1 protein-coding gene is annotated in these 1,026 nt (G+C 53.3%); it reads right to left on the bottom strand.

The window, feature by feature from the left end; translation table 11 throughout:
• Positions 1-1,026, bottom strand: a 1,026-nt coding sequence (locus AXF19_RS06540; protein WP_237141753.1) for a transposase, incomplete at both ends; no start/stop codon positions are given.

Genomic DNA, 1,026 nt, shown 5'->3' on the forward strand with positions numbered 1-1,026 from the left:
CCTCGGCACATAGGTAGACGTTCTCTCCTGCAAGATACACCATGTTCTCACGCCGTCCAATGTCGTTCTTCCACTTGCGCTTCTTGCTGATCTCGTAGTTGTTCGGCTTGATGTAGGATGCCTGTCCCTTGTCCCGCAGATACAGGTAGTTCTCCTCACTCTCATAGCCTGCATCGGCGATGATGTTCCTGCTTCTTGTTCCGATGTATTCCTGAAAATCTTCCAAGAACGGGATGAGTGTCCTTGTATCCGTCGGATTCGCATAGATACCTGCCCATACGATGAAGGATGCCTCTACACCATATTGGAGGTTGTAGGCGGGCTTTCGCTGACCGTTCTTCATCGCATCTTCTTTCATCCGCATGAAGGTTGCCTCCGTGTCGGTCTTTGAAAAGCTGTTACGTGCCCCGCAGATGTGGAGTTTCTTCGTGTAGTCCTTCAGACGGAGAAGATACGTGTCCAGTGTCTCTATTGCACGCTGAAGCATGCTCTTTCGTCTTCCGCTCCCATAGACGAAGACGATGCCCTGCGCCTTCTGCACGTGCTTCAAGCGGCGGCGCAGTCGTTTCAGATGTCGGACGTGGATGTCCCCGCCATGGCGCAGATGGATACCGAACTCCTTCTCCACGTATGCAAGAAAAGCAGAAAGCTTCTCCATAAGCCTGCTGCAGTGCTTTTGGACGCCCTTCTTCCAGACGAAGCTGTACCGATTGGAGACGGACTCGATCTTAGTTCCGTCCACAAAGAGGTTCTGAAATGAGACTGCACCAACCTCCCCGAGCAGGAGTGCCATCTGTGCGAGAATCTCCTTGGCACAGGGAGCGAAGTGCTTCTTGCGAAAACGGGCGATGGTCGTATGATCGGGCGCAGGACAGCCCTCCAAGAGGTACATGAAGTTGATGTCCCTGCGACAGGCATCCTCGATGCGGCGGGAACTGTAGATGCGGTTCATGTAGGCATAGATGAGGATGGCGAGCAGTTTGTGCGGTGCGATGAGGTTTCGCTCTGCTCGGTGGAAGCTCAAAA

It is taken from the genome of Selenomonas sp. oral taxon 126, assembly GCF_001683335.1.
In the GTDB taxonomy this organism is placed as follows: domain Bacteria; phylum Bacillota; class Negativicutes; order Selenomonadales; family Selenomonadaceae; genus Centipeda.